Raw genomic sequence first — 22438 nt, 5'->3', positions numbered from 1 at the left:
CCCTTCCCACACCCTACCCCCTCAAGATTACCAGCAGTTTACCAGCCGAAAAAAGAATAAGGGGAATGTGGCTATCCACAATTTCCAACAGTTGTAGTAGATTTGGAGCAAGTTAAAAGTGAGAGAGAAACAGGAAATACCCCGCAGTTTGTGGGGATTTTTTTATGAAAGGATTTAGACTATGAGAAAGAAATTCAAAAGAAACAGCCGAAGAGTGCTGGCATTTATGTTAGGTGTTTTGACAATGCTGACAGCATTCGGAACATCAGTAACTACCGCATTTGCAGCGGACGGAACGCTGCATTTGCAGCGGACGGAACGCTGCATTTTAATTCCGGAGAAACCATTGCGTATGGAGATTATTATACAACAAGGATGACGTTTGATGGGGAAAACACAGCTTACTGTTTGGAACCTTTGAAGAAAACGCCGGAGGCGGGAGAGTATGAGTATAATTTACTTCCGCAGGACTCACCAATCCGCAAGGCATTGTATTATCTGAATGGTGGATATGGCTACGAAACGATTACAAGAGACCAGTGTTTTCATGGATGGTCTGATACGGATGCGTATGTGATCGGACATCTGACGGTTGCCTATATCTATGATAACTATAATGATGCAGGTGGGGCATTTTATGGCGCACCGCAAAATTTTATTGACAAGACAAAGGAAGTCGTAGGTGTGATCAATTCCCTGCCGGAACCGCCAAAATCGTTCCGTGCCTTTATTCTTCCGGCGGCAGATCATCAGACTGTTGCAGGAAGTTGGTATGAAAAACCGTATGGCTGGATTGAGCTGTATAAGAGTTCAGCAAATGGCAGTATTTCAGATGGAAATGGAAATTACAGTCTGAAAGGTGCAAAGTATGGTATTTATCAGGGAGAGACGCAGGTTGCAGTGCTTACAACGGATGAGAATGGGTATGCAAAGTCCGGGGAATTGGAAGAGGGCAGTTATACGGTGCGTGAAATCGAAGCTAGTCCCGGATTTGCGATTGATGCCAATGGATATGATGTGTCAGTTGAGTCAGATGTAACTGCGACGTTAAAGGTGCAGGAAGTTCCGCAAAACAACCCGATAGATATTGTGCTTCAGAAAATAGATTCTGAGACACAGAAGAATGAACCGCAGGGAGCCGCATCTTTGGAACATGCAGAGTTTACGGTAAAATATTTTAAAGAGCAGATGGACAGTAATCCAGAAGAGGCGGGAAAGACAGCGGAGAGAACGTGGGTATTTCAGACAGATCAGGAAGGGAAAATAAAATTTACAAAAGAATATCTTCTTTCCGGGGATGAATTTTATTATCAGATGGATGGAGCGACTCCATGTCTGCCGCTTGGAACAGTAACGGTGCAGGAGACAAAGGCGCCGGAAGGCTATCTGATCAATCCGGAGATTTTCGTTCAGAAGATTACCGGGGACGGGAAAGCAGAGACAGTTTTCTGTTATCAAGCAGCATCCGTTCCGGAGCAGGTGTATCGTGGAGATTTGGAATTTGTAAAAGTGGGAGACGGAGAACTGAACCGACTTGCAAATGTTCCATTTACGATTATCTCAAAGACAACTGGTGAGAGCCACACCCTTGTGACAGACAAAAATGGATATGCCAGCACATCTTCCGAGTGGGTAAAACATTCACAGAATACGAATCAAGGAGAATCTTCTGCCGATGGAATCTGGTTTGGAAACGAACCGGTAGATGACAGCAGAGGAGCACTTCCCTATGACACCTATCTATTGGAAGAACAGAGATGTGAAGCAAATGAGGGCATGAATCTTTTAAAAATCGAAGTCACAATTTATAAAGATTCCATTACTGTACCGCTTGGGACATTGACGGATGATCAGATTGAAATCGGGACAACTGCGCTGGATCAGGAAACGGAGTCTCATATTTCCAAGCCGGATGAAAAGGTGACGCTTGTGGATACCGTGGAATATGAGGGCTTGAAGAAAGGGCAGGAATATCAGTTGATTGGAACGCTGATGGATCAGAAAACAGGGGAACCGATTCTGATTGATGGGAAGCCTGTGACAGCAGAGAAAACGTTTAAAGCAAAGAAGAGCAGCGGAACGGTAACTGTAACATTTACGTTTGACGGTGTTTCCTTGAAAGGGAAAACCGTAGTTGTATTTGAAGAACTGTATCAGGAAGATTTAAAACTGGCAGTACATGCGGATCTTTCCGATGAAGACCAGACCATTCATTTCCCGGAAATTGGAACAACTGCGAAGGATGAGGCAACCGGGGAGAATTTCGCGCATGCAGGGGAAAAGGTGACGCTGATTGATACCGTGGCATATCAGAATCTGCTACCGGGACAAGAATATCAGGTAGTTGGAACTTTGATGGATAAGGAGACAGAGAAACCGGTAGAAGTAGATGGAAAACCGGCTACTTCCGAGGCGGTATTTACACCGGAGAATGCAGATGGGACGGTAGATGTAACCTTCACATTTGATGGAAATGTGCTGAAAGGGAAGACAGTTGTTGTATTTGAATCCTTATTATGGAAAGAAAAAGAGATTGCGGTACATGCAGATCTTTCGGATGAGGGGCAGACCATTTATTTCCCGGAAATCGGTACAACCGCAAAAGATACAGAGACGAATAGTCATGTATCGAAAGCAGATGAGGAAGTAACGATTGTAGATACGGTTTCTTATCAGAATTTGGTTCCAGGGAAAGAGTACAAAGTTTCCGGTGTGCTTATGGATAAGGAAACCGGAGAAGAACTGTTGGTGGATGGAAAGAACGTGACTGCGGAGACCGTATTTACACCGGAAAAAGCAGAAGGAACCGTGGAACTTACTTTTGTGTTTGATGGAAGCGCTTTAGAGGGTAAAACGATTGTTGCCTTTGAAACACTCACCTATCAGGAGAAAGAAGTTGCAACACATACCGATATCGAAGATCAGGAGCAGAGTATTTATTTCCCGCAGATTCATACAACAGCGAAAGATGGAACTGATGGAGATCAGGAAGTTACGGAGTCTGAGAAAGTGACGCTTGTAGACACGGTAGCCTACGAAAATCTGGAAACAGGAAAACAATATAAAGTGGCAGGCATGCTGATGGACAAAACGACCGGAAAAGAATTGCTGATTCAGGACAAGCAGGTAACAGCGGAAACCGTTTTTGAGGCGAAAGAAGCAAAGGGGACGGTGGATGTGACTTTTATTTTTGATGGAACCGGACTTGCGGGAAAGGAATTGGTTGTATTTGAAAAACTGTATCTTGTAAGCGAAGAAGGCGAGATTGAAGTAACCGCACATGAGGATCTGGAAGATCAGGGACAGACGGTAAAAGTTGTGGAAAAAGAGTTGCCGCCAAAACCGGAAACACCAAAATCAGATGCACCGAAAACGGGGGATCGCAGTCAGGCTATGTTGTGGTTGATTGTAGCGGGTATTTCCGCAGCAAGTGTAGCAGGCTTTTCTATTTGGAAACGAAGAGAAAACCGTAAGAAAAAATAAGAAACAGATAAAAGAAGTTATGTCAGGGGCGGAGTAATCTGCCCCTGTTTGAAAGCAGGGAGATGATCGATATATGGCACAAATCAATCAAAAAGCGGTGAAATGTCTGTCTAAGTTAATTAGTGAGGGATTTGATACCGAAAAAGCCGTTCTTGCAATGACAATGGATGAAATCTTATCCATACCCGGAATCACGGTGGCAGAAATCAGTCTGATCAATGAGATTCAAAAAGCAGTAAAAGCGAATAAGGTTTTTAGCTTTTTAGCGGGGACAGATAAGGAACAGAAAACAGAGGATTAAGTAACAAGAGGAAGGTGTTTGAAATGGCACGTTATGTTATAAGAGCAGAAACGGATCAAGAGATTCGTGTATTAGAAAAGGTAGGGTTGAAGCTATGGCGAAGAAATATGATTTGATTACAGAGTTGTATGCGGAAGGAATCAAAGAAGTAACAGCAACCGCAGAACAATGGCTTCACTTTTTAAATTCTGCCTGCCGGAATTTCCGGCTGCCCTTTGATGAACAGCTTCTTGTTTATTTGCAGAGACCGGAGGCGTCCGCAGTTCTGGGAATGGAAGACTGGAATCGGAAGTTTGGACGGTGGGTAAAACATGATTCCAAAGCGATTGCTGTATTTGACAAAAGTGGAAGTACCACAAAGCTGAAATATTATTTTGACGTCACGGATACGTCAGAAGGAAAATACAAGCGTTTGGTTCGCCCAGTTCCTTTGTGGGAAATTACAGAAGAAAACCGGGGAGCAGTTCAGGAAACGCTCCGCAATGCATTCCGGGTATCAGAGGATGTGACAGAATTTGCAGAGGTGATTTTGCAGGCAGCACAGCATGCGGCGGAAGATAACCTGTTGGATTATATGCCGGATATTCTTGCATACAGACAAGACAGCTTCTTAGAAGAACTGGATGCGTATAGTGTAGAGGTAGAAACGAGAAAACTGTTGTCAAACAGTATTGCATACATGTTAATGGTTCGGTGTGGGATCGACTCTGAGTTATATCTGGAAAAAGAAGATTTTCGCAATATCCGGGATTTTCATACACCAGAGCTTGTCAACTTATTTGGAACTGCTACCAGTGATGTGGCAGAGATGGCGTTAGCGGAGATATCCGATACCATCCGAACATTACAACAGGAACAGAAACGGAATGATCGCACCTTTGCACAAACAGAAAACGTTTCTTATACTGAAGAAAAAGGCAGGAAAACAGCCGAAAGAGAAAGGAGTTTTGCACATGAGAAGCGTGACATACAGCAGGCAGGGCGATTATCTGTTACCGAATCTGACCGTACCGGACGAACCGGAAGTACACATTGGGAAATATGGCTCCCTTCGTCTGAATTATCTGAAAGAACACCGTTACGGAATTTATCTGAATCTTCTGACGCAAGGGAAACTGAGCCGGCATTTGAAAGAGATACAGGAAACAGCACAGAGCAGAATGGAACAGCTGGTAACAGAGATGATGAAAGCACAGAACGTGACGGAAGAGATGAAAGCCAGCGATCCGATGCAATGGGTAGGAATGGTGAACAACATCCGGCAGTCAGCGGAGGAGATCGTGAGGACAGAATTGATCAACCGTTAGCATGGTATGACAGAAGTAAGGAAGATAAAAGCCTTCCATTTTTTCATCGGGATCAAGATATCAAAGAACTTTTGCTTACCACACCTTATTTGAAAGCGAAGAAAGCAGAAATCCGTGCATTTTTTGAATGGGAAGACGATCGGGAAAGACGCAGAGACTATATCAAGAATATTTTTAATAATGAACCGACAGAGTTGACATTGCAAGATGGCAGAACAGTTGGTTATAAAACCTATCAGAATGTGTTACATCTATGGGAAGGAAGCGTTTCTTCTCGTACTGCGCAAAGTTATTATGACTGGAGTGTGATTGCGGATTATTTTGAGGGCATGCGGCTGCTTGGGGAACTGCGGGATCAGACAGAACCCTTACGAACCGTGGATGGACAATTTGAATTTTTACAAGATTTGGCAGAGGAAAAGACCTCTGCTTTTTCTTTTTCACAGGAAATGGTAGATTATGTGCTGCGAAGCGGGAGCGGAATCCAGCATGGAAAGTTCCGCATTTACTCTTATTTTTTGCAGGGGCATAGCAGGAGAGAGCAAGAAGAGTTTCTGAAAGAAGAGTATGGAATGGGCGGACGGTCTCCAATTTTAAGTGGGACGGGAATCAGCGAAGAGCATAGTGCAAAAGGATTAAAGCTGAGCAGAGGATATCAGGAGGGAGCACCTCAACTTTTATTGAAATGGTCGCAGGTAGCGAAACGGATTGAAGAGCTGATAGCTGCTGAACGGTATATGACAGCGAAAGAACTGGAATATCTTCCAGAATATGAGAAACACATTCTTACTAGAGAAATCTATCATTTTTATTCTGATCAGCCGGAAGAGGTGATACGACCATATGAGCGCGGAGCGGTGTATGACGAAGCAGTCCGGCAGATACGACCACAGCTGGAAGAGAAAAAACGTGTGGAACAACTGGCGGAAGAAATGTCTGCTATTCTTGCCAATACCGCAGATTTTGATCGGAAGTATGCGTCTATGCAGAAGACATATCGGGATGTGTGCGAGTTCCGGGATGGTGTTTTCAGTTTGTTTACACCGATACCAGCCGAAAAAGAAACGGTTCCACTTTCTATGCTAGAGCCGATTCCTTCCCTTGAGCATATAGAGGAAGAAACGGAAAAAGCGGAAGAGAATACAGAAGATTTAGCGCCGGATCAGGAAGAACTCTATGAGTTACAGACAGATACGCTTGTATATATCGGAGTGGATGAATATGAGATTCTTTCCATTTCTGAGGATGTAGTTCGCCTGCGTAATCAGAAGTATCCGATTTTCACAGAGGAAATGCCACGAGAAGAGTTTGAGCGGAAACTGCGAGAAAATCCGGCAAATGATTCTTTGAAGAAAGGGAAAGGGACAGAAGAGATCTCTTTGCAAGAACCGGATTTACCAGCCGAAAAAGAAACCGCTCAGGACTTATCTCCGGCGTGGGAAAAAGCCACGCCGAGAAGGAAGGATTCTTTTGATCTCCATCCGGAAATTCCACAGTCCCAACGACTTCAGTTTCAGATCACAGACGATGCGCTTGGAAGGGGAACTGCAAGAGAAAAGTTCCGGGCAAATGTGAAAGCCATTCAGGTGCTGAAACAATGCGAAGCACAGAATCGCTATGCGACAAGAGAAGAACAGCAGATTTTATCTGGTTATGTTGGCTGGGGCGGATTAGCGGATGCGTTTGATGTGTCTGTTTCCGCATGGAATCGTGAATATGTGGAACTGAAGAGTATTCTGACAGAGGAAGAATATCGGGCAGCAAGGGAATCGACCATGACTGCTTTCTATACGCCGCCGATTGTGATTCGTTCCATTTATCAGGCATTAGAGAATATGGGAGTACAATCCGGAAACATTTTGGAGCCGTCTTGTGGAATTGGAAATTTTATCGGGATGAAACCGGAGCATTTATCTGACTGTAACATCTATGGAGTGGAAATTGACTCTATTTCTGGAAGAATTGCGAGGCAGTTATATCAGAAATCTGCGATTGCAGTACAAGGATATGAGGAGACAAACCTGCCGGACAGTTTCTTTGATGTGGTCGTTGGAAATGTGCCTTTTGCCAATTATAAAGTTTTAGATAAGCGGTATGATTCCTTAAACTTTTTGATCCATGATTACTTTATAGCAAAGTCTATTGATAAAACAAGACCGGGCGGCGTTCTTGCGCTGATAACATCTAACGGAATCAGCGGCGGCACAATGGACAAACGAGATAACCGGGTACGGAAGTATATCGCAGAGCGATGTGACCTGCTGGGAGCGATTCGTCTTCCGAACAATACTTTTTTGGAAAATGCAGGAACTATCGTCAACACGGATATTCTGTTTTTGCAGAAGAAAGAGAATCCTAGAAGTACAGAACTGCCGGCATGGGTGGACGTAAATGTTCTTCAGCGAAATGATTTTACAAATGAAAATGGAGAAACGAAGCATCGAATCGTCTGTATCAATCCGTATTTTCAGGAGCATCCGGAGATGGTTTTGGGGAAATTGGAGATTGTATCCGGTGCATATGGACCGCAGCTTGTCTGTAAACCATTTGCAGATGCCGATTTGGGAGAAATGCTTTCAGAAGCGATCCAAAATATTTCTGCACAGATTACAGAGTATGAAGTAGAAGAACTAGTAGAGACAGAAGATCATTCCATTCCGGCAGAGCCGGATGTGGCAAATTTTTCGTATGCGTTACGGGATGGGAAAATTTATTACCGGGAAAACAGCAGGATGCGTCCGGTGGAATTATCTATAACCGGAGAAAATCGGGTAAAAGGTATGATCGCCATCCGGGATTGTGTACGGGAACTGATTGCATATCAGATGGAAGAATATTCAGATGAAGTCATTGCAGACCAGCAAAGAAAATTGAATCGTTTGTATGACCAGTTTCAAAGCAGATATGGATTATTAAATTCCAGAGCAAACAGTCTTGTGTTTTCGGAGGACAACAGCTACCCGCTTTTGTGTTCTCTTGAAATTGTGGCAGAGGATGGAACATTAGAACGGAAAGCGGATATGTTTACCAAGCGTACGATCAAGCCGCATCAAACCGTTACACGGGTAGATACAGCCAGCGAAGCCTTGTCTCTGTCGCTGTCAGAACATGCGCGTGTGGATATGGAATATATGTGCACCTTGACTGGAAAGAGCGCAGAGGAGATTGAAAAGGAACTGGAGGGCGTGATTTTCCGTCTTCCGGATCTGTCGGGAAAAGAGCCGACGTTTGTATCGGAAGATGAATATTTGTCCGGAAATGTCAGGGAAAAGTTAAAAGAGGCAATGTTTGCTGCTGAGAGTTCGGAATTATATCGACCAAATGTAGAGGCGTTAAATCGGGTACAGCCCAAAGACCTGAGTGCATCTGAGATCAATGTCCGACTTGGAGCAACATGGATACCACCGGAAGATATCAAAGACTTCATGTTTGAATTGTTGCAGACACCGAATTACTGCCAATGGAAAATGAATGTCCGGTTTGTTCCTGTGACCGGAGAGTGGTATATCGAAGGGAAAAGCATTGATAAGGGAAATGTAAAGGCAAACAGTACCTATGGAACCCATCGGGTAAACGCCTATCGGATTTTAGAAGATACCTTGAATCTGCGGGATGTCCGTGTGTATGACTATGTGGAGGACGAGGCGGGAAGGAAGAAACCCATTCTCAACAAGAAAGAAACCGCCATTGCACAGGGCAAACAAGATTTAATCAAACAGGAATTTCTGAACTGGATCTGGAAAGAACCGGAACGACGCCAGCGGTTGACTGCGTATTATAATGAAAAGTTCAATGCCATCCGTCCGAGAGAGTACGATGGAAGTCATTTGAACTTTTATGGAATGAACCCGGAGATTCAGCTGCGCCAGCATCAGAAAAACGGAGTAGCCCGTATCATTTATGGAGGAAACACACTGCTTGCCTATGTGGTAGGAGCTGGAAAAACCTATACAATGGTTGCCGCCGCAATGGAGTGTAAACGTCTTGGTTTATGTAATAAGTCAATGATCGTTGTGCCGAATCATATCATTGATCAGTTTGCGGCAGAGTGGTTACAATTATATCCCTCTGCCAATTTGCTTGTGGCAACGAAAAAAGATTTTGAGACGAAAAACCGGAAAAAATTTTGTGCGAGAATTGCTACCAGCGAGATTGATGCAGTCATTATCGGACATTCTCAATTTGAAAAAATCCCGTTAAGTGTGGAGCGTCAATGCCGGATGCTGCAGGAACAGATTCAGGAGACGGTGCAGGGAATCCAGGAGGCAGGAAGGGAGAGAGGGAATCGGATTACAGTCAAACGACTGGAGAAAATGAAGAAAACGCTGGAAGCGAGACTAAAAAGGCTCAATGATCAGAGTAAAAAGGACGATGTGGTTTGTTTTGAAGAGTTGGGAATTGACCGTTTATTTGTAGATGAAGCGGATTCGTACAAGAATTTGTACCTTTATACCAAAATGCGGAATGTGGGTGGAATTGCACAGACAGAAGCGCAGAAATCTTCAGATATGTTTATGAAAACAAGGTATATGGATGAAGTGACTGGAGGGCGAGGTGTTATTTTTGCTACGGGAACGCCGATCAGCAATTCGATGGTCGAGTTATATACGATGCAGCGTTATTTACAGTACAACACGTTGGTGGAACACAATTTGCAGTTCTTTGATGCGTGGGCGTCTACCTTTGGGGAGACGGTTACTGCGATTGAGCTTGCCCCGGAGGGAACAGGATACCGGCTGAAAACAAGATTTGCAAAATTCTATAATCTACCTGAATTGATGATGATGTTCCGTGAGGTGGCAGATATTCAGACTGCTGATATGTTGAATCTTCCAGTACCAGAAGCAGAATACCGGGTAATCAGCGTAAAGCCAAGTGACATGCAAAAGGAGATGGTAACAGAGTTAGGGGAACGTGCGGAACGGGTGCGAAATGGTATGGTCAATCCGACAGAAGACAATATGCTTTTAATTACCAATGAAGGAAGAAAGCTGGCGTTAGATCAGAGGCTTGTCAATGAAATGCTCCCAGATGATGAGAACAGTAAGGTCAATGCCTGTGTTGATGAAGTATATCGGTTTTGGTACGATACGAAAGAAGATAAACTGACACAATTATTATTTTGCGACTTGTCTACACCGAAAAAGGACGGAAGTTTCAGTGTGTACAACGATGTGCGTGATAAGTTGGTTTCAAAAGGTGTGCCAGAAAAAGAGATTCAATTCATCCACGATGCGAATACGGAAGTCCGAAAAAAAGAACTGTTTGCAAAAGTGAGGAAAGGGGATGTTCGTATTTTGATGGGCAGCACCTTCAAGATGGGCGCCGGGACGAACGTGCAAGATTTGATTATTGCCAGTCATGATCTCGATTGCCCGTGGCGTCCCCGTGATGTAGGACGGATTTTGCGGACATTCAAAATAAAAAAGAATGTGGAGGTAACAGACAATGGCAAAATCATTATTTGAGGAACTGGGCGGCAAATACGAAAGGCAAGGGGATTATTTGATACCGTGCTTAACTGTACCCGCCGAAGAAGAACAGGCAATAGGCATCTGGGGGCAACGGCATTTAGATTATCTAAAACAGTACCGTAAAGTTACATACACCAATCTTCTTACAAGCGGCAGGCTAAACGCCTACCTTGCCGACATCAACAGACAGGCACAGGAACGCTTTGAAAGGCTCATAGAGGGTATGAAACAGGCACAGGGCATAACGGAACAGCTAAAGGCAGAAAACGCCTTAGAATGGACAGGATGCCTCAATAACATAAGGGCTTGTGCGAGGGAGATTGTGGAAAAGGAAATTATTTTTGCATAAACAGATGATTAGTGGCAGGGGGAAATCCTGCCGCTTTTTCTGCTTTAGTTTGTCAGCTTGACAAATAAAGGGTTAAGGAATATAATTAGATTCAGTATTATACAAGGAGTTAATAAATATGCGGCAAGGTATTCTTAAATAAACTGTCAATTTGATAGTGGGAACAAAAAGTAGCAGTCTCGTTTCACTTTTAATATGGGGCTTAGTTTTTTGTACCCAGTTTAAGAATACTTTTATCATGTAATTTTATATGCCCGAAAACATATAAGTGTTTTGGGGCTATTGGAGTTATTTACCCAGTGATAGGAGTATTTATCACTGGGTATTTTTATGCCCTTTTTTGGGTGTTGATAGGAGGAAAATCACATGAAAATAATTAACTTAGGCATTCTGGCTCACGTTGACGCAGGAAAGACAACATTAACGGAAAGTTTATTGTATACCAGTGGTGCAATTGCAGAACTAGGGAGCGTAGATGAAGGCACAACAAGGACAGATACAATGAATTTGGAGCGTCAAAGGGGAATCACTATCCAGACAGCAGTGACATCTTTTCAGTGGGAGGATGTAAAAGTCAACATTATAGATACGCCAGGCCATATGGATTTTTTGGCGGAAGTATACCGTTCTTTATCCGTATTAGACGGAGCAGTATTATTAGTTTCTGCAAAGGATGGCATACAGGCACAGACCCGTATACTGTTTCATGCACTACAGACAATGAAGATTCCGACAATTTTTTTCATCAATAAAATTGACCAAGAGGGGATTGATTTGCCAATGGTATATCGAGAAATGAAAGCAAAGCTTTCTTCGGAAATTATAGTGAAGCAAAAGGTTGGGCAGCATCCCCATATAAATGTAACGGACAATGACGATATGGAACAGTGGGATGCGGTAATTATGGGAAACGATGAACTATTAGAGAAATATATGTCAGGGAAACCGTTTAAAATGTCAGAACTGGAACAGGAAGAAAACAGGAGATTCCAAAACGGAACGTTATTTCCCGTTTATCACGGAAGCGCTAAAAACAATCTGGGGATTCGGCAGCTTATAGAAGTGATTGCCAGTAAATTTTATTCATCAACGCCTGAAGGTCAATCTGAACTATGCGGGCAGGTTTTTAAGATTGAATATTCAGAGAAAAGGCGGCGTTTTGTTTATGTGCGTATATATAGCGGAACATTGCATTTGAGGGATGTTATTAGAATATCTGAAAAAGAGAAAATAAAAATCACAGAGATGTGTGTTCCGACAAACGGTGAATTATATTCATCCGATACAGCCTGCTCTGGTGATATTGTAATTTTACCAAATGATGTTTTGCAGCTAAACAGTATTTTGGGGAACGGAATACTGTTGCCGCAGAGAAAATTTATTGAAAATCCTCTCCCTATGCTCCAAACAACGATTGCAGTAAAGAAATCTGAACAGCGGGAAATATTGCTTGGGGCACTTACAGAAATTTCAGATGGCGACCCTCTTTTAAAATATTATGTGGATACTACAACGCATGAGATTATACTTTCTTTTTTGGGGAAAGTGCAGATGGAAGTCATTTGTGCCATCCTTGAGGAAAAATATCATGTGGAGGCAGAAATAAAAGAGCCTACTGTTATATATATGGAAAGACCGCTTAGAAAAGCAGAATATACCATCCACATAGAAGTCCCGCCAAATCCTTTCTGGGCTTCTGTCGGGTTGTCCATAGAGCCGCTCCCTATTGGAAGCGGAGTGCAGTATGAAAGCAGAGTTTCACTTGGATATTTAAATCAATCGTTCCAAAATGCGGTTATGGAGGGGGTTCTTTATGGCTGCGAGCAGGGGCTGTATGGATGGAAAGTGACAGACTGTAAAATCTGTTTTGAATATGGATTGTATTATAGTCCTGTAAGTACCCCCGCAGACTTTCGGCTGCTTTCCCCTATCGTATTGGAGCAGGCTTTAAAAAAAGCAGGGACAGAACTATTAGAGCCATATCTCCACTTTGAAATTTATGCACCGCAGGAATATCTCTCACGGGCGTATCATGATGCTCCAAGGTATTGTGCAGATATTGTAAGTACTCAGATAAAGAATGACGAGGTCATTCTGAAAGGAGAAATCCCTGCTAGATGTATTCAAGAATACAGGAACGATTTAACTTATTTCACAAATGGGCAGGGAGTCTGCTTGACAGAGTTAAAAGGATACCAGCCAGCTATTGGTAAATTTATTTGCCAACCCCGCCGCCCGAATAGCCGTATAGATAAGGTTCGGCATATGTTCCACAAGTTAGCTTAACAGCTTGCAAAAGTCATATAAAATGAGATTTGAAAGGATTAGAGACTAATTATGATGAAATGCGAATGGATATTGTGTCCTGTTTGTGGGAACAAAACCCGTAATAAAATTAGGAAGGACACTGTTTTGGAGAATTATCCCCTTTATTGTCCAAAATGCAGACAAGAAAGATTGATTAAAGTTGACAACTTGAAGATAACTGTCATCAAAGAGCCAGACGCTTAAGACGCAGAGCCGATGAAATTGTGGAACAATTCACGAATCATCGGCTCTTTTTGTTTCGTATTTGAAAGAACAAACTCACCAAATAAAAAAAACGATATTCGGGTGGGTTATTTTGTTATACCCTAAATTACCCTCTGAATTTGTTTTTAAATTTGGAGGGATTTTTTTATGTCCTTTTTTCGGGCAGTTATCTATCTGCTCATACGAAGCAAAATTTATCAATACATAGCATATCAGAGAACGGCAGGAAACCAGTTAAAAAAATTTCTGCCTATGCAACGGCACTTCCTGCCTTGAATGTAGAAGTACAATCTCCATACAACAGAATTAATATTTCCCATAACCGTAAAGGTCATAGAGCCTTTGCGGTTTTTCTTTTGTCGATTTTTGTTGGAAAGTGCCATAGGGCTATTAGTGGTGTTAGGTGTCGTTCGCCACCTCTCCATCTGGATTTTGAACATTTCAAAAATTCAGATGGGAGGTACTTACAGTGAAATACGCACCGAGAAAGGTATATATCAAGGAAAGCGGCAGATATGTGGAACTGTCCTATACGGATTTCTGCCGCCGCAGGGAATCCGACCAGACCTATATGGACAAGCTGTTTATCCCCATTCAAGGCTGTCTGCTTGAAGTCGTGAGGGAGCAATACACGGACTTCTACCGAGATAAGGAACGGTGGCGTTATCTGAAAAAATTAGATACGAAGAACAGCCTGCTTTCTCTGGATGGATTTACGGACAGCGAGGGGAAGCCTTTAGACTTTATCGCTGATGAAGCGGCAGACATTGCGGAAACCGTTGTCAATGCGGTTATGGTGGACAGGCTGAAAGCCGCCCTGCCTTTGCTGTCGGATAGTGAACAGGAATTGATACAGGCAATCTTTTTTGACGGACTTTCTGAGCGTGAAGTCGGGGCGAGGTTCGGCATAACCCAGAGCGTTGTGAACAAACGCAAAGCCAGAATCCTAAGAAAACTAAGAAAGATAATAGAAAATTAAAATTTAAGGCGTTCAGCCCCCTTGTTTTTTCCTTTGGGAAAATGAGGGGGTTTTTCTCTGCCCTCTCAATCAATTCTGATTGGAGGAAAAGAAGCATGGCATATAACCACGGACGGGAGGACAGGAAATGGCGTATCTGGAAAGAAGCGGAGGAAAAGCTGCTGCGTGAGTGCGGCGTTGATGAAGCGACCATTGAGCAGATACGCATTGCGGACAGGGCAGACTTCAATTCCAACAGGCGGTTTTACCGATGGACGAATGACATTGCGGAATACCTTGAGGACATGGCAGACAGGGAGCGGCAGACGGAAGTGGGTACGGTTGCGGAGTTACTGGACGAGATTGAGAGCGAAAATCTCTATCAAGTATTAGTCGCGGTGGACGGGCGTACCTTGAAAATCGTCCTGCTGAAAATGCAGGGGTATTCCACAAAGGAGATTGCCCCGCTCGTGCATTTGACGACTGGTGCCATCTATGCGAGGTTAGACCATCTGCGGAAGAAGCTACGAAAATTTTATAGCGTCTAAAACAGCCTGCCGTCCTGCGGGCTACTGGGTGAGGGATGGAAATCCCCTCACTTATTTTTTGCAGGAGGCAAGCGGGATGGCATACAGAGTTAAGGCGTACACGCTTCGGGAGGAATCCACGGAAAGCGGCACAAGGTATTTTATCAGCTTTAAGGACGGGCAGGGCAAATCCCACGAGTTGGAAGTGTCGGAACAGTTCTTTATGGAGTTTCGGCAGATGGAACGCAGGAACAGGAATCTCCTCCAATGGGACGAGCGGCACAGGGAGTTTTCGGAAGTATGGGACGAAACGCTGAACAGGCGGGCGTTGAAGCTGCCTAAGAGCATAGAGGAACAAATGATTGAGGCAGAACGGGCAGAACTGCTCTGTAAGGCGGTTGACGGACTGCCAGAGATACAAAGGCGGCGTTTCCTGCTCTACTACGAGTATGAGTTCAATTTTTACCAAATCGCCGCTATGGAGCATTGCACCGCTTCGGCAATACAGAAATCTGTTGCGATTGCAAAGGAGAAAGTAAAGGCGGAAATGAGGAAGTATCTCCAACCGTGACCGACACCGCCCGAAAAAGAAATCTGTTTTTTATTTGTGTGGGATTGGCGGCATTACATACTCTCACTTTTTCTTCGTGGGAGTAAATCTATTTTTAAGGAGGTCAACGCCTATGTGCAACGAAAACAAAAACACCGCCCGAAAGGAGGAAAGCCATGCAGAAGTTACAGACAGTCAACGCCGAAACGCTCCTTTATGAACCGCTTGAGAAGCCGTCCTTTGTGGTGGACAGCCTTATCCCCACAGGCTTGTCGCTGTTCTGCGGCTCACAGAAGATAGGAAAGAGCTGGCTCATGCTGAAGCTATGTTTATGCGTGTCGCAGGGACTTCCCTTGTGGGATATGCCGACAATGGAGGGCGACGTGCTTTACCTCTGCCTTGAGGACACGTTCTGCCGTATACAGGACAGGCTGTTCCGATTGACGAACGAAGCGAGCAGGCGGCTTCACTTTGCCGTGGCAAGCTGCAAGCTGTCAGACGGTCTTATCGTGCAGCTTGAAGATTATCTGAAAGATTACCCAAACAGCAGGCTTATTGTCATTGACACTTTGCAGAAAGTCCGTACAGCTTCAAAAGACAATGCCTACGCAAGCGACTATGGGGACATCTCACTAATCAAAGACTTTGCCGACAGGCATTCATTGGCGGTCATTGTCGTACACCACATCCGAAAGCAGAATGACAGCGATGTGTTCAACAAGGTGTCTGGGACGACAGGCTTAACGGGGAGTGCGGACGCTACCTTTGTTCTGGAAAAGGAGAAACGGGCATCCGACACCGCCAAGCTGTATGTGACGGGCAGGGACACGCCCTATCAGGAATACACGCTGCGTTTCCGTGATTGCAGTTGGGAACTTGTGGAGAGAAAAACGCAGGAGCAGCTTGCGAAAGAAACGATACCAGACGTCCTTTTTCGGTTGGTGGATTTTATGAGGGATAAGGAAGAATGGGCAGGCACGGCAACGGAGCTGTTAGCCGCTATGAGGGAAACGGAAACCATACCCACGGTGATTACGAAATGGCTCAATGAATACCGCACCACATTTTTAAATGAGAACCATATCGTTTATCAGTACAGCCGCAAAAAACACGGCAGGCAGATTTCGCTTGCAAAGCGGGCGGGTGACAGCGGTGACGGTGGTGACAGCGATATTGGGATACCCCCTGTTACTGTCATTGACGCTTAAAGCCGTGTAAAGCTGGCGACTCTGCCCTGCGGGTGACAGCGGTGACGGCGGTGACAGTGATTTTAGGATACCCTGCCGCTGTCATCCCTGCGGGAGAACACCCCGTAAACGCAAAGTGCAGGCGTAGGATTTACCCGCCCTTTTCGGCGTGTAAAACCACCCCTGCGGTCAGAAAAATCCTTCCGATTTTTCCGACTGCGTTTACAGGGTGTAACACACTACACTTTGCCCTGCAAAGTCGTGTGCCAGACGTTCCCTCTGGACTCCCTTATGGCAGGTCTTACGCCCTGCTTATCCTACGCTCCACGCTTCGGATAAAAGAATGGCAGCATGACGGTGACGGCTCTTGCGAGGGGGTATTCCAAAAACACCGTCATCATCGACATGACCGTCATGCAGGGAATAAGGGTGACAGTTGAGGCAGTCGGTAGGGGGTATCCCAAAACTGCTGTCACCGCCGTCACCGCTGTCACCCAAAGGGCAGTTTACCCGCCGAAGAAAGGAAGATGATGAATTATGCCCTATGCAATCCTGCGTTTCCAGAAACGCAAAGCGGGCGGCGTTGCGGCTTGCGAACGCCACAACGAGCGTAAAAAAGAAGCCTATAAAAGCAATCCAGATATAGATATGGAACGCTCGAAAGATAACTACCATCTTGTGAATCCGCCGAGGTACACCTACAAGAAAGAGATTAACCGCATGGTAGCCGAAGCAGGGTGCAGGACGAGGAAAGATAGCGTGATGATGGTGGAAACGCTTATCACGGCTTCGCCAGAATTTATGAACAGCCTGCCGCCCAAAGAACAGAAAGCGTATTTTACGATGGCTCTGGATTTCATTTCAGAGCGTGTCGGGGAGAAAAATATCCTCTCCGCAGTCGTCCACATGGACGAGAGAACGCCGCATATGCACCTCTGTTTTGTGCCGATTACACCAGACAATAAGCTGTCTGCCAAAACAATTTTAGGCAATCAAAAGAGCCTGTCCGAATGGCAGACCGCCTACCATGAGCGGATGTCCTCACGGTGGAATCAGCTTGAAAGAGGTCAGTCCTCAATGGAAACGAAGCGGAAACATGTCCCCACATGGCTCTATAAGTTGGGCGGCAGGCTTGATAAACAGTATGAGGAAATTGTGTCTGCACTGTCCGACATCAACGCCTTTAATGCAGGGAAGAAGCGTGACAAGGCTCTGGAACTGATTGCGGCATGGCTCCCAGACGTGGAGAAATTCTCAAAGGAAATCAGTAAGCAGAGTGCCTATATCAATAGCCTAAAGGAGCAAATCGGGCAGGAATCAGACTATGCGGGGCGTATGCGTGATGAAAAGTATGAGCAGGAACTAAAGGTGCAGAAAGCGAACCAGAAGATATTTGAGTTGCAGAGAACCAACGAGCAGATGGGGCGGCTGCTCTCAAAGATACCGCCCGAAGTGTTGGAAGAATTGCAGAAAAACCATAAAAGCAGAGCGAAAGAAAGGTAGATATGTGAATGAAGAAACAGGATTTTAAGGTGTTAAAGACCAAAGACTTGTACCCGTTTCCCGACAATCCGTTTCATGTGGCAGAGGATGAAACGCTGTCAGAATTAGCGGAAAGCATCAAGGAATTTGGCATTGTCACGCCGATAATCACACGCCCGAAAGAGGACGGGAACGGCTATGAAGTGATTGCAGGGCAGCGGCGTGTCCGTGCGTCTGAACTTGCAGGGATAAATACCGTGCCTGCGTTTGTCCTGCCCTTAGACCGTGACCGAGCCATCATCACCCTTGTAGACAGTAATTTACAGCGTGAGAATATCCTGCCATCAGAGCGGGCGTTTGCCTACAAGATGAAATCCGAAGCCATGAAGCGGCAGGGTTTCCGCACAGACTTAACCTCGTCACAAGTTGTGACGAAGTTGCGGACGGACGACAAGGTGGCACAGGGCTTCGGCGTAGGCAGGATGACCGTACAAAGATTTATCCGTTTGACGGAACTGATACCGCCGATTTTGCGGATGGTGGACGAGGGGAAAATCGCCCTCACGCCTGCGGTGGAACTGTCCTTTTTGAAGAAAGACGAGCAGGAAAACCTCTTTGCCACGATGGAGAGCGAAGAAGCAACGCCCTCACTCTCACAGGCACAGCGGATGAAAAGCCTAAGCCAGAGCGGGCGGCTTGACATGGATACGATATTTGCAATTATGACGGAGGAAAAGGGAAACCAGAAAGAAACCTTGAAAATCAACACAAGCAAGCTGAAAAAGTATTTTCCGAAGAACACAACGCCGAAGCAGATGGAGGAAACCATCATTAAACTTTTGGAGCGTGAATTGCAGAGGAAACGGGGCAGGGACAGCCGCTAATCTTCTCTTTTCGGGAGGTAAATGCAGAAAATTGAGGTATGAAGAATGAAAGAAATCCAGTATGAGATTGTAAAGGAAATCGCCGTATTGTCTAAGGGCGACAGCGGCTACACAAAAGAAATCAATCTTATCTCATGGAACGGAAGAGAGCCGAAATATGACATCCGCAGCTTTTCCCCGAACCGTGAGAAGTGCGGAAAGGGTATCACGTTGAACGCTGATGAAGCAGCAGCACTCCTTGAAGCATTACAGAAAGAAGTAAACAGCGGGGATTGATGGTATCTGATTGACAGGGCGGGGCGTTTCCAGACGTTCTCCTGCCCTGTCTGGAAAGGAAGATTTAAGTATGGGCGAGGATAAGAAAGCAGATAAAAAGAGAAAGCGTATCGTGCCGAAAGCACCAGTTCAGATGATAATCAGCCGTGAATATGTCGGCACGCAGACAGTCACAGAAGCGTTTATCCCGATTATTTCCGAGGATATTCGGAAGAAGATTGCCGAGGGCGACACCTTCGACAATGAGGGGCTGTCCGCTTAGAATGTACGCAATGGAACATGAAAACAGATAGGACAGATATGGAGGTTTTACAGTATGGCAGGAATAAGAATGGAGAACAAGATTTATGAAGTCGGCATGTACTGCCGCTTGTCAAAAGACGATGGCACGGATAACGAGAGTGCGAGCATTGCGACACAGAAATCCATCCTCACGGATTATGTGAAAAAGCAGGGATGGCACTTAGCAAAAACGTATGTGGACGACGGTTACTCTGGTACAAATTTCCAAAGACCAAGTTTCCAGAACATGATTAAGGACATTGAAAGCGGTCTGATAAACTGCGTTATCACGAAAGATTTATCTCGTCTGGGGAGGAACTATCTTGATTGCGGACTGTATCTGGAAGTGTTTTTCCCAGAGCATAATGTGAGGTATATAGCGGTCAATGACGGCGTGGACACGCTCAATAAATCCGCTATGGACATCACGCCTTTCCGCAACATCCTAAACGAAATGTATTCCGCCGATGTGTCGGTCAAGATAAAATCGGCGTACCGAGCGAGGTTTCAGCAGGGGAAATTCATGGGGACGACAGCACCATACGGTTACGTCAAAGACCCCGCCGACCACAACCATCTGCTGATAGATGACAAAGTTGCCCATGTGGTAAGGGAAATATTTGACCTTGCGTTAGCGGGCAACGGAATCGCCAAAATCCGCAAGCACATCAACAAACAGCATATCTTACGCCCCGCCGCTTATGCGGCGGAGCAGGGGGCAACAGGCTATGAGAGGTATTTTGAGGAGAATGAGGAGAACCGTTATATTTGGAGCGAGAACAGCGTAAGGGGCATTTTAAGAAGCCCGATATATGCGGGAAACCTTGCAGGCTACAAGCGGATTGCCGCCAACATGAAAAGCAAGAAACGCCCCTCTAAGCTGCCCGAAGAATGGGAAGTGATACCAGACACCCATGAGGGGATAGTCACGCAGGAGGAATTTGATACCGTACAGCAGCTTATTACAAGCCGCAGATTACCAGAAAACAAGGGCGGCTTTGAGAACATCTTTGCAGGCGTTATTAAGTGTGCGGACTGCGGCTATGCGATGCGGGCTATGAGTGCCAACAGGAGGAAACGCCCCGACATCATCGACTGCGTACAATATTCCTGCAATAATTATGGCAGATACGGTAATATCATGTGTACCGCACACAGCATTGAAGCGAGGGACTTGTTCAACGCTGTCCTCACCGACATCAACCGATTTGCGGATATGGCAGTCAATGATGAAAAGGCAGTGAGGGCGATTGAAAAGCGGCTCACGGAAACAGACCAGAGCAAGGCAAAGGCACTGGAAAAGGAGCAAAGAAAACTGAACAAACGCCTTGCAGAACTGGACAGGCTGTTTTCCTCACTCTATGAAGATAAGGTGATGGAGCGTATTACCGAGCGGAATTTTGAGATGATGTCGGGAAAATACCAGAAAGAACAGCTTGAAATTGAAGCAAGGCTGAAAGAGGTAACGGAAACGCTCAGCGACAGCTATGAGAAGACGCAGGGTGTCCGTGATTTCCTCTCCCTAATCCGCAACTATCAAGGCATTAAGGAACTGGACGCAACCATCATAAACGCACTTATAGACAAGATACTTGTTTCGGAACGTGAGAAACTTACAGACGGAATGGTGCGGCAGGAAATCAAGATTTATTATAAATTCATCGGCTTTGTCGGTGAATTACATATCACACCGACAAAGCGGTGGACTGCGTTAAAGCCTAAGAATTGTACGGTGTGCGGTGTTGAATATGTTCCCCGCTCTGGCATATCGAAGTATTGTCCTGCTTGTGCCAAGAAGATACAGAGGGAGAAATCAAACGAGAGCAAACGCAGGAGCAGGGAGCGAAACAGACAGGCATGTATTGAACTGTCCGCAAAAAATGACCGACTGATCTGGAGCAGAGAGCCGGTAGGACGGTCCGTCAGGGAAATAAAAATAAGAAGGTGGACATTATTCGCTATGTGACGGAGGGAACCTTTGATGCGTATCTCTATCAGGTTATTGAAAATAAACAGAAGATTATCAGCCAGATCATGACTTCCAAAAATCCGGTAAGGGCAGTGGAAGATGTGGATGCAACCGCACTGTCTTATGCGGAAATCAAAGCGCTTGCTGCCGGGAATCCGTTTATCAAAGAAAAAATGGATTTGGATATTCAGGTGTCGAAGCTACAGCTTTTAAAGCAGAGTTATCTGAGCCAAAAGTATGAAATGGAGGATAAAGTGATGACGTATTTTCCACAGCAGATTAAACAGCAGGAAAAGTGGATTGCAGAATATAAGGAAGACTTGGCGCATGTAAAAGAATATACACCGAAAGATCGAGAGACTTTTCCACCGATGCAGATACAAGGAATAGTATATGCAGATAAAAAAGAGGCGGGACAGGCATTGATTGCGGCATGCAAAGCAATGAAATCTCCAGAGCCGGTTGTACTTGGAGTATACCGAGGATTTGGGATGGAACTTTCTTATAATACCTTTTCAAAAGAATTTGTTGTAGAACTGAAAGGAAAAAGAAGTTATCCGGTAGCGCTTGGAACAGATATCTATGGAAATATCACACGTATTGACAATGAGATTGAGAAGATACCGGATCGGCTCTTGCATTGTCAGGAGCGATTGGAAACGTTAAAGGAACAACTTGAAACAGCGAAACAGGAAGTGCAGAAGCCCTTTGCTCAAGAGGAAGAGTTACAACAGAAAACTGCAAGACTAGGGGAATTAAATGTAATGCTTGATATGGATAAGAAAGAACATCCGATTTTAGATGTGGAGCCGGATGAAAGTGTGGAAGTGGTAGAAACAAAGTGTAAAGTTCTGGAACGATGAGAGATGTGGTGTCA

18 protein-coding genes and 1 pseudogene are annotated in these 22438 nt (G+C 45.0%); all 19 read left to right on the top strand.

Annotation, left to right across the window (positions count from 1 at the left end; translation table 11 throughout):
* The first annotated feature begins 181 nt into the window (after positions 1-181).
* The 19 genes and pseudogenes from EDD74_RS15125 to EDD74_RS09880 all read left to right on the top strand — a co-directional run bounded on the left by EDD74_RS15125 (position 182) and on the right by EDD74_RS09880 (position 22424).
* A complete protein-coding gene (locus EDD74_RS15125; protein ID WP_165851593.1) occupies positions 182-379 on the top strand; it encodes a hypothetical protein in 198 nt (65 codons plus the stop codon).
* Entirely contained in the window at positions 376-3483 is a 3108-nt protein-coding gene (locus EDD74_RS09980) for a VaFE repeat-containing surface-anchored protein (RefSeq protein ID WP_165851594.1), read from the top strand. The genes EDD74_RS15125 and EDD74_RS09980 overlap by 4 nt, the downstream gene beginning before the upstream one ends.
* A gap of 73 nt (positions 3484-3556) precedes the next feature.
* Positions 3557-3784, top strand: a complete 228-nt coding sequence (locus EDD74_RS09975; protein WP_116441933.1) for a hypothetical protein — start codon at positions 3557-3559, stop codon at positions 3782-3784.
* Between the two features lie 866 nt (positions 3785-4650).
* On the top strand, positions 4651-5091 hold the full coding sequence (locus tag EDD74_RS09970; RefSeq protein ID WP_334295633.1) for a TnpV protein: 441 nt from the start codon (positions 4651-4653) through the stop codon (positions 5089-5091).
* A gap of 1484 nt (positions 5092-6575) precedes the next feature.
* Positions 6576-10559, top strand: a pseudogene (locus tag EDD74_RS09965) (N-6 DNA methylase); the annotation flags it as partial.
* On the top strand, positions 10540-10914 hold the full coding sequence (locus EDD74_RS09960) for a TnpV protein (RefSeq protein ID WP_001129922.1): 375 nt from the start codon (positions 10540-10542) through the stop codon (positions 10912-10914). The pseudogene EDD74_RS09965 and the gene EDD74_RS09960, both read left to right, overlap by 20 nt.
* Before the next feature lie 366 nt (positions 10915-11280).
* Positions 11281-13200: a tetracycline resistance ribosomal protection protein Tet(O) gene (gene tet(O) / locus EDD74_RS09955; protein WP_002596250.1), complete on the top strand. Its 1920-nt coding sequence runs from the start codon at positions 11281-11283 to the stop codon at positions 13198-13200.
* Between the two features lie 51 nt (positions 13201-13251).
* A complete protein-coding gene (locus tag EDD74_RS09950; RefSeq protein ID WP_008724758.1) occupies positions 13252-13425 on the top strand; it encodes a cysteine-rich KTR domain-containing protein in 174 nt (57 codons plus the stop codon).
* 490 nt (positions 13426-13915) lie between these two features.
* Positions 13916-14425: a sigma-70 family RNA polymerase sigma factor gene (locus EDD74_RS09935; RefSeq protein ID WP_002596252.1), complete on the top strand. Its 510-nt coding sequence runs from the start codon at positions 13916-13918 to the stop codon at positions 14423-14425.
* Positions 14426-14520: 95 nt separating this feature from the next.
* A complete protein-coding gene (locus EDD74_RS09930) occupies positions 14521-14952 on the top strand; it encodes an RNA polymerase sigma factor (RefSeq protein WP_002596253.1) in 432 nt (143 codons plus the stop codon).
* A 76-nt stretch (positions 14953-15028) separates the two neighbouring features.
* Positions 15029-15502, top strand: a complete 474-nt coding sequence (locus tag EDD74_RS09925) for an RNA polymerase sigma factor (RefSeq protein ID WP_002596254.1) — start codon at positions 15029-15031, stop codon at positions 15500-15502.
* 155 nt (positions 15503-15657) lie between these two features.
* Positions 15658-16689 carry an AAA family ATPase gene (locus tag EDD74_RS09920; protein ID WP_002596255.1) on the top strand — a complete coding sequence of 344 codons (1032 nt, stop codon included), beginning with the start codon at positions 15658-15660 and terminating at the stop codon, positions 16687-16689.
* A 330-nt stretch (positions 16690-17019) separates the two neighbouring features.
* Complete coding sequence (locus tag EDD74_RS09910; protein WP_004613323.1) at positions 17020-17199, top strand: hypothetical protein; 180 nt, start codon at positions 17020-17022, stop codon at positions 17197-17199.
* 6 nt (positions 17200-17205) lie between these two features.
* Positions 17206-18171, top strand: a complete 966-nt coding sequence (mobV, locus tag EDD74_RS09905) for a MobV family relaxase (RefSeq protein WP_002596256.1) — start codon at positions 17206-17208, stop codon at positions 18169-18171.
* 8 nt (positions 18172-18179) lie between these two features.
* Complete coding sequence (locus EDD74_RS09900; RefSeq protein WP_002596257.1) at positions 18180-19034, top strand: ParB/RepB/Spo0J family partition protein; 855 nt, start codon at positions 18180-18182, stop codon at positions 19032-19034.
* Between the two features lie 45 nt (positions 19035-19079).
* A complete protein-coding gene (locus tag EDD74_RS09895) occupies positions 19080-19310 on the top strand; it encodes a YdbC family protein (protein WP_002596258.1) in 231 nt (76 codons plus the stop codon).
* A gap of 70 nt (positions 19311-19380) precedes the next feature.
* Positions 19381-19572 (top strand): hypothetical protein, encoded by a 192-nt coding sequence (locus tag EDD74_RS09890; RefSeq protein ID WP_002596259.1) that lies wholly within the window; start codon positions 19381-19383, stop codon positions 19570-19572.
* Between the two features lie 54 nt (positions 19573-19626).
* On the top strand, positions 19627-21558 hold the full coding sequence (locus EDD74_RS09885; RefSeq protein WP_116441935.1) for a recombinase family protein: 1932 nt from the start codon (positions 19627-19629) through the stop codon (positions 21556-21558).
* Positions 21537-22424, top strand: coding sequence for a hypothetical protein (locus EDD74_RS09880; protein WP_132038452.1), 888 nt, complete (start codon positions 21537-21539; stop codon positions 22422-22424). Before EDD74_RS09885 ends, EDD74_RS09880 begins: the two co-directional genes overlap by 22 nt.
* The last annotated feature ends 14 nt before the right edge of the window (positions 22425-22438 follow it).

Source organism: Faecalimonas umbilicata (assembly GCF_004346095.1).
Lineage (GTDB): Bacteria > Bacillota > Clostridia > Lachnospirales > Lachnospiraceae > Faecalimonas > Faecalimonas umbilicata.
Note: the sequence above shows the minus strand (reverse complement) of the source record. Positions and strands in the feature narration are given on the sequence as shown.